Origin of the sequence: Rhodococcus sp. NPDC057014, assembly GCF_042673295.1 — a bacterium.
Lineage (GTDB): Bacteria > Actinomycetota > Actinomycetes > Mycobacteriales > Mycobacteriaceae > Rhodococcus_F.
On record NZ_JBHUSF010000006.1, the window covers coordinates 72916 to 79680 of the forward strand.

A 6765-nucleotide genomic window follows, 5' to 3' on the forward strand; every position below is an offset into this window, starting at 1 on the left:
ATGAGCACACTCGCCCCCGCGACGGAGCAGCCACCGAAACTCGCAGGAGAGGAACGCTTCGACTACATCCGCGGACGTCTCGGCCTGATCGCCGCGCTGCCCCTGCTCATCGGCATCCTCGTCCTGCCGATCGACATGCCGAATTCCCAGCAGGCCATGCTCGCGGTCCTGACCGTCGTGGTCCTGCTGTGGATCACCGAACCCGTCCCCATCCCGGTGACCGCGCTGATCGGCATCGCCCTACTCGTCGTCCTCGGCGTCGGCACACCCCAGGAGGTGTACGGGTCGTTCGGCTCCGCGACGGTGTTCCTGGTGATCGGCGCGTTCATCCTGGCTCGCGCGATGACGGTGCACGGGCTCGACCGACGGTTCGCGCTCAAGGTGCTCTCGTTCCCGGGCATCGGCAACAGCACCTACCGCACCGCGGCCGCATTCGGTGTCGTCGCCTGCATCCTCTCGATGTTCGTGTCGTCGTCCGCCACCGCCGCGATGCTGCTTCCCATCGGCATCGGCGTGGTCAAGACGATCGGCGATCTCATTCAGGAGCAGAACCCGGGCATCAGGACCAACCGCACCAAATTCTCCTGCCTGCTCATGCTGTCCATCGCCTACGGCGCGAGCATCGGTTCGGTCCTCACCCCGATCACCGGCATCGCCAACGTCATCGGCCGCGGCACCATCGAGCGGATGACCGGCTACAAGGTCGAACTGTTCGACTGGATCTCCATGTCGGCCCCGTACCTCCTGGTGATGGGCGCGGTCATGTGGGTCGCGTTGATCCTCGTCAACCGCCCCGAGGTGAAGCGCATCCGCGGCGGCCAGGACTACTTCCGCGCCCACTACGCGGACCTCGGCCCGATGAACCGCGGCGAACGCAACGTCCTGGTGATCTTCCTCGTCACCGTCGTCCTCTGGGTGCTGCCGTCCCTCGTCACCACCTTCGGTGTCACGAGCCCGATCGTCACCGCCTTCACCGATCACCTCAACGAGGGATCCGTCGTCGTCCTCACCGCGGGTCTGCTGTTCTTCCTGCCCCGCGGGAACGGGAGCGGCGAATCCACCCTCACCTGGTCGGAGGCCGCCAAGATCGACTGGGGCACAGTTCTCCTCGTCGGCGCCGGTCTGACCATCGGCACCATGATGAACGCCACCGGACTCGCGGAAACCCTCGGCACCACCATCGCCCGGGCCACGGGTGTGCAGAGTTCCTGGGTTCTCGCCCTGATCGCGATCGTCATGGGTCTGGTCATCTCCGAGACCACCAGCAATACGGCCAGTGTGGGCATCGTCGTCCCGATCATCATCCCGATCGCCCTCGCGATCGGCGTCGACCCGATCATCCCGGCCATGGCCGGCGTGTTCGGCGCGAATGCCGGCGCCATGCTCCCGGTCTCGACGCCACCGAACGCCATCGTCTACGGATCGGGCTACGTGCCGATGATCAAGATGATCAGCACCGGCATCTTCATCGACATCATCTGCATCCCACTGATCTTCGGCGCCGTCGTCGGGATCGGATCCCTCATCGCGCTCCACATGTGAGCGCACCGCCGGTGCAGTGCGTCACTCGACGAGCACGCAGCGCGCTCCGCTGAAGATCGTGGGCATGCACTTGTTGCAATGGATGCACAACGATGGAGTGCGCGACTCGGCGCGGATACGGTTCACCAGATCGGGTTCGCGCAGCAACGCGCGGGCCATGGCGACGAATTCGAAGCCCTCGGCCATGGCGGTGTCCATCCCCGCCCGGTCGGTGACTCCGCCGAGCAGGACGAGCGGCAACATCACCGCCGCGCGGATCTGGCGGGCGTGCTCGAGCATGAACAGGTCGCGGTAGGGGTAGGCGTGGATCAGTGACTTGCCTACCAGTTGCACGCCGAGGCGGACGGGCTGCGGCATGGCGGCGGCGAACTCGCGGACCGGAGCGTCACCCTTGAACAGGTACATGGGATTGAGAAGTGAACTGCCCATGGTGAGTTCGAGGGCGTCGACACTGCCGTCGTGCTCCAGCAGTCGGGCGACCTGGATGGCCTCGTCGAGCCAGAATCCGCCGGGGACGCCGTCGTCCATGTTCAGCTTGGCGAGGATTGCGATCCGCCCGCCGACGGCGTCGCGCACGGTCCGGGCGACGTCCCGCACCGCCCGGGCCCGGTTCTCGAGTGATCCGCCGTAGGAATCTGTGCGCCGGTTCAGCTTCGGGCTGAGGAAGGAACTGGCGAAATAGTTGTGGCCGAAATGGATCTCGACGGCGTCGAAACCGGACTCGACGGCGAGCTGCGCCGCGGTGCCGTGGGCGGCGGTGATCCTGGCGATGTCGGCGGTGGTGGCGCTGCGGATCATCCGCATGCTCAGCGGATTGAACGACCGCGACGGTGCGAGCGCAGGCAGTCCGGTGGACTTCTCGTTCGCGACGGGTCCGGCGTGCCCGAGTTGCGCGGATGCGGCCGCACCCTCGGCGTGGATGGCGTCGGTGAGTCGGCGCAGCCCGGGCACGGCGTCCGGGCGCATCCACAACTGCCCGCGCTCGGTGCGGCCCTCCGGTGCCACGGCGCAGTAGGCCACCGTCGACATCCCGACCCCACCCGCGGCGGGGCGGCGATGGAAATCGATCAGTTCGTCGGTGACCAGGGCGTCGGGGGTGCGGCCCTCGAACGTGGCCGATTTGATGATGCGGTTGCGTATCGTGATGGGGCCCAGCGTGGCTGGAGCGAAAACGTCTGGAGGTGTGGTCATTCCCGGCCCTTCGTCGCGTGCAGCCGACGGTAGGCCGCGGGGACGTTCGGCGACCGGGAGGTGTCCGCTGAGCGGGACACCACCGCACTCTCGCGGACGACCCCTCGACGTCCGTGAGCGTGCGGCGGTGGCCTCTCAGCCGACGGTCTCGGGCAGCTTCTCCGGCGCTTCACCGCCGGTGGTGTCGCGTTGCCTGCGCCCGAGCACCCAGCAGGCGAGCGTGATCGCACACGTGAACGTGAGCGTCGCGAACAGCTGGTTGCGTGCCGCGTCGTCGAACAATGCCAGCACCGCGACCGCGGCCAGCAGCGCGAGTGCGACATACGACAGATACGGGAAACCCCACATCTTCAGCGGCAGATCCGTCCGGCCCGACTTCTCGGCGCGCCGCCGCAGCACGATCTGCGAGACCGTCACGAACGTCCACAACACCAGGATCGTCGAACCGACCGCGTTGAGCAGCAGCGGGAGAACACGATCCGGTGCCAGGTAGTTGAGGACGACGGTGACGAAACCGAACGCCACCGACGCCAGCACCGCCACGCGGGGGACGCCGTTGCCCGACACCCGGCCGAACACCTTCGCGGCCGCCCCGCGTTCGGACAGCGAGTAGATCATCCGGGAACCGCTGAACAGCATGGCGTTCAGCGACGACAGCAGCGCGATGACCACGACGATTGTCATGACGGCGCCGGCGCCGGGCACGTGTGCGGCGTTCAGGACCGCGACGAACGGACCCGTCGCGAGTTCCCCCGCGGTCCACGGCAGCACCGTCACCATGATCAGGACGGAACCGACGTAGAACACCAGGATCCGCCACACGATCGACCGCACCGCGCGGCTCACGTTGCGCCGGGGCTCCGACGTCTCGGCGGCCGCGATGGCCATCACCTCGGTGCCGCCGAACGCGAAGACCACGATCAGCAGGCCTGCCGCGATGCCGGTGACGCCGGTGGGGGCGAAACCGCCGTGGCCGGTGAGGTTCGACAAACCGGGCGCGTCGAAGCTCGGGATCCAGCCGAGGATCATCGCGCAGCCGACCGCGAGGAACGCGACGATCGCCACGATCTTCAGTGCGGCGAACCAGAATTCGAACTCACCGAAGCGCGAGACGCCCGCCAGGTTCACCGCGGTCAGCACACTCATGTACGCCAGTGCGGCCACCCATTGCGGCACCGCCGGCAGGGAGGCGGCGGTGATAGCCGCTGCCGCGGTCGCTTCCGCGGCGACCACGATGACGACCTGCACCCAGTAGAGCCAGCCGATGGTCCGGCCGGCGATCGGGCCCATCGCCTTCTCGGCGTGGACGGAGAACGCACCGCTGTCCGGGTCGGCGGCCACCATCTCGCCCATCATCCGCATGACGAGGACGACGAGGAATCCGGCGATGAGGAAGGAGACGAGCACGGCGGGCCCGGCGACGGCGATGCCCGCACCGGAGCCGACGAACAGTCCGGCGCCGATCGCGCCGCCCAGACTCATCATCACCAGCTGCCGCGGTTTCATCGCCTGCTGCAGGCGCGTGGTGGAGGCCGGTGGGTCGTGAACTGTGTTCATGGGGTCTCCCGTGCCGTCAGACGAGCTGATCGAGTGCGATCTCGAACGCGGTACCGGCGATTCCGGTCGGCTGCGACGACCGCGCGAAGCAACGCTCGAGCGCCGTCGCGACGGTGGCGGAGACGTCGCCGAAGATCGCCTCGTCCGACACCTCGATGTCACCCTCCATCAGCAACGCGAACGCGCGGGCCATGCCGCAGTTGGCGATGAAGTCGGGGACGACGGCGACGCTCTTGTCGGCATATTCGTAGGTGGGGCCGTAGAAGATCTCGTCGTCCGCGAACGGCACGTTGGCGCCGCTCGCCACCACCTCGAGACCGCCCGCGATCAGCCGGTCCACCTGCTCGCGGGTCACGAGGCGCGATGCGGCACAGGGGAGGAAGATCTCGGCGCCGGAACTCCAGATCGTCTCGTTGATCTCCTCGAACGCCGCCATGCCGGCCGCGCGCAGCTCGTTGCCCTCCTTGGCGAGGAACAGCGCGCGGATCTGCTCGAAGTCGTAGCCGTCGGTGTTCGTCAGTCCGCCGTTGCGGTCGAGGATGCCGACGATCCGGGCACCGGACTGCGCCAGGTAGTACGCGGCGGCGGCGCCGACGTTGCCCCAGCCCTGCATGATGACCCGCTTGCCGGCCAGTTCGCCGCCGTAGACCCGGTAATAGTGCCGCACCGATTCGGCGACACCCCAGCCGGTGATCAGATCCGACACCGTGTACTTGGCCTGCGGATCGGGCGTGAACCGCGCATCCTCGACGACCTTCGCGACACCCAGGCGCAGCTGTCCGACCCGCTGCACCCGCTCCCGGTCGCTGGCCGCGAAGTGCCCGTTGACGACGCCTTCCTGCGGATGCCACAGCCCGTAGCTCTCGGTGATCGGCACGACCTCGGCCATCTCGTCGACGTTCAGGTCGCCGCCGGTGCCGTAGTACGACTTCAGCAGCGGGGTCACGGCCTTGAACCAGCGGCGCAGCACCTCGTCCTTGCGCGGGTCGGTCGGGTCGAAGTCGATGCCCGACTTCGCGCCGCCGATGGCCGGACCCGAGACGGTGAACTTGACCTCCATCGTCTTCGCGAGCGACTCCACCTCGCGCCGGTCGAGACCGCGGCGCATCCGGGTGCCGCCGCCGGCAGCACCGCCGCGCAGGGAGTTGATCACCGTCCATCCGCGGGCGGAGGTCTCCGTGTCGTGCCACTCGAACACGATCTCGGGGGCCTTCTCTTCGAATCGGGTGAGCAGATTCTTCATGGCTTCTCTCGGTTTCTGGACGGCCGGGGGTCGGGGCGATCCGGCCGGTGTTCCCGGCCGTGCCCGCGCTGTTACGGCGATCACTGTGGTGGGCACCACTCGTGCGCCGCAACCGGCTGCGCAGCAGATAGCCACGATGAACATCACCGAGAAAGAAGTTCGTCGATTTTCTATTCAGTTTGTGCAGCAGAAGCGGTGATCGCGTTGCTAATCCGCGTCTGCGGGCGCGGTGCGGTAGGCCGGTGCCTTCGCCGGACGCGGTCGGTCGAGCGTCCGCAGGAGCGGCATCGACCGGTAGGGGACGATCACCGACAACACCATCACGCTGGTGGACCGGGCGACGACGCTCGACTTGTTCAGATCGATCAGCGTCTGCTGCAGCCCCAGGTGAGAACCGGCGGCGATGCGGCACAGGATGTCGCCGGAACCGGTGGTCGCGAAGGCCTCGAGCACCCCGGGGATGGACTCGAGCTCCGACGTCACCGAGTCGAGTGCGCCCTGCGCCGTCTCCAGCGTGACGAACGCCTGCACGTCGAATCCCGCGGCGGCGATATCGAGGCGCGGCTCGTACCCGGCGATCACGCCCGACTCCTCGAGTTTGCGCACCCGCGCCTGCACGGTGGCCCGCGCGACCTTGATCCGGCGCGACAGCTCCAGCACGCCGGCCTTCGGGTCGTCGTGCATGGCGTCGAGGAGGGCGAAGTCGAGCTCGTCCAACTGCACTGCGTCCTTCATGGCCAGACCTCTCCGAACGAATTCAACTAGTCCGACTGTATAAGAAATCCGTCCTCGAGGCGCCCGAAGGTGGCACCGCGGCTAGCTTCTGCTGGCTCGGTTGCCTATGTGGCCGGTCTGGGTTTTCGTAGTGACCCACACAACAGGCCAAGCCCTCCGTCCCCGAAACAGGAAGACAGCGATGACGATCGAGCAGACTCTCACCGACAAGGAACGCCTGGCAGGTCTCGACCTCGGCCAGCTCGAACAGCTGGTCGGGCTCGTCGAATACGACGGCACCCGCGACCCGTTCCCGGTCAGCGGCTGGGACGCCGTCGTCTGGGTGGTCGGCAACGCCACCCAGACCGCCCACTACTTCCAGTCCGCGTTCGGGATGACCCTCGTCGCCTACTCCGGACCGACCACCGGCAACCGCGACCACCACAGCTTCGTCCTCGAATCCGGCGCCGTCCGATTCGTGATCAACGGCGCCGTCGACCCGGGCAGCCCGCTGATCG

General features: G+C 67.5%; 6 protein-coding genes and 1 pseudogene. 3 read left to right on the forward strand and 4 right to left on the reverse strand.

The annotated features are described in order from the left end of the window. Nucleotides 1-1542, forward strand: a complete 1542-nt coding sequence (locus tag ACFTZB_RS02475) for an SLC13 family permease (RefSeq protein WP_378429946.1) — start codon at nucleotides 1-3, stop codon at nucleotides 1540-1542. A 21-nt stretch (nucleotides 1543-1563) separates the two neighbouring features. Here the strand turns inward: ACFTZB_RS02475 and ACFTZB_RS02480 are convergent, their stop codons facing one another. The 3 genes from ACFTZB_RS02480 to ACFTZB_RS02490 all read right to left on the reverse strand — a co-directional run bounded on the left by ACFTZB_RS02480 (nucleotide 1564) and on the right by ACFTZB_RS02490 (nucleotide 5533). Continuing rightward, a complete protein-coding gene (locus ACFTZB_RS02480; protein ID WP_378429947.1) occupies nucleotides 1564-2733 on the reverse strand; it encodes an NADH:flavin oxidoreductase in 1170 nt (389 codons plus the stop codon). A 135-nt stretch (nucleotides 2734-2868) separates the two neighbouring features. Further along, nucleotides 2869-4290 (reverse strand): amino acid permease, encoded by a 1422-nt coding sequence (locus ACFTZB_RS02485; RefSeq protein WP_378429948.1) that lies wholly within the window; start codon nucleotides 4288-4290, stop codon nucleotides 2869-2871. 16 nt (nucleotides 4291-4306) lie between these two features. Continuing rightward, entirely contained in the window at nucleotides 4307-5533 is a 1227-nt protein-coding gene (locus ACFTZB_RS02490) for a Glu/Leu/Phe/Val dehydrogenase dimerization domain-containing protein (RefSeq protein ID WP_378429949.1), read from the reverse strand. On the opposite strand from ACFTZB_RS02490, the gene ACFTZB_RS02495 reads away from it, so the two are divergent. Next, nucleotides 5532-5732: a hypothetical protein gene (locus tag ACFTZB_RS02495; protein WP_378429950.1), complete on the forward strand. Its 201-nt coding sequence runs from the start codon at nucleotides 5532-5534 to the stop codon at nucleotides 5730-5732. The two genes, ACFTZB_RS02490 and ACFTZB_RS02495, sit on opposite strands and share 2 nt — an antisense overlap. An 8-nt stretch (nucleotides 5733-5740) precedes the next feature. On the opposite strand, the gene ACFTZB_RS02500 is transcribed toward ACFTZB_RS02495, so the two are convergent. Continuing rightward, on the reverse strand, nucleotides 5741-6268 hold the full coding sequence (locus ACFTZB_RS02500; protein ID WP_072944431.1) for an Lrp/AsnC family transcriptional regulator: 528 nt from the start codon (nucleotides 6266-6268) through the stop codon (nucleotides 5741-5743). A gap of 181 nt (nucleotides 6269-6449) precedes the next feature. Here ACFTZB_RS02500 and ACFTZB_RS02505 point away from each other — a divergent pair. Then, nucleotides 6450-6765: pseudogene (locus ACFTZB_RS02505) on the forward strand (4-hydroxyphenylpyruvate dioxygenase); the annotation flags it as partial.

Bases quoted from the DNA above. Each gene is read 5' to 3' on its own strand.
- ACFTZB_RS02475 (WP_378429946.1), top strand. From the start codon at position 1: ATGAGCACACTCGCCCCCGCGACGGAGCAGCCACCGAAACTCGCAGGA.
- ACFTZB_RS02480 (WP_378429947.1), bottom strand. From the start codon at position 2,733: ATGACCACACCTCCAGACGTTTTCGCTCCAGCCACGCTGGGCCCCATC.
- ACFTZB_RS02485 (WP_378429948.1), bottom strand. From the start codon at position 4,290: ATGAACACAGTTCACGACCCACCGGCCTCCACCACGCGCCTGCAGCAG.
- ACFTZB_RS02495 (WP_378429950.1), top strand. From the start codon at position 5,532: ATGGCTTCTCTCGGTTTCTGGACGGCCGGGGGTCGGGGCGATCCGGCC.
- ACFTZB_RS02490 (WP_378429949.1), bottom strand. From the start codon at position 5,533: ATGAAGAATCTGCTCACCCGATTCGAAGAGAAGGCCCCCGAGATCGTG.
- ACFTZB_RS02500 (WP_072944431.1), bottom strand. From the start codon at position 6,268: ATGAAGGACGCAGTGCAGTTGGACGAGCTCGACTTCGCCCTCCTCGAC.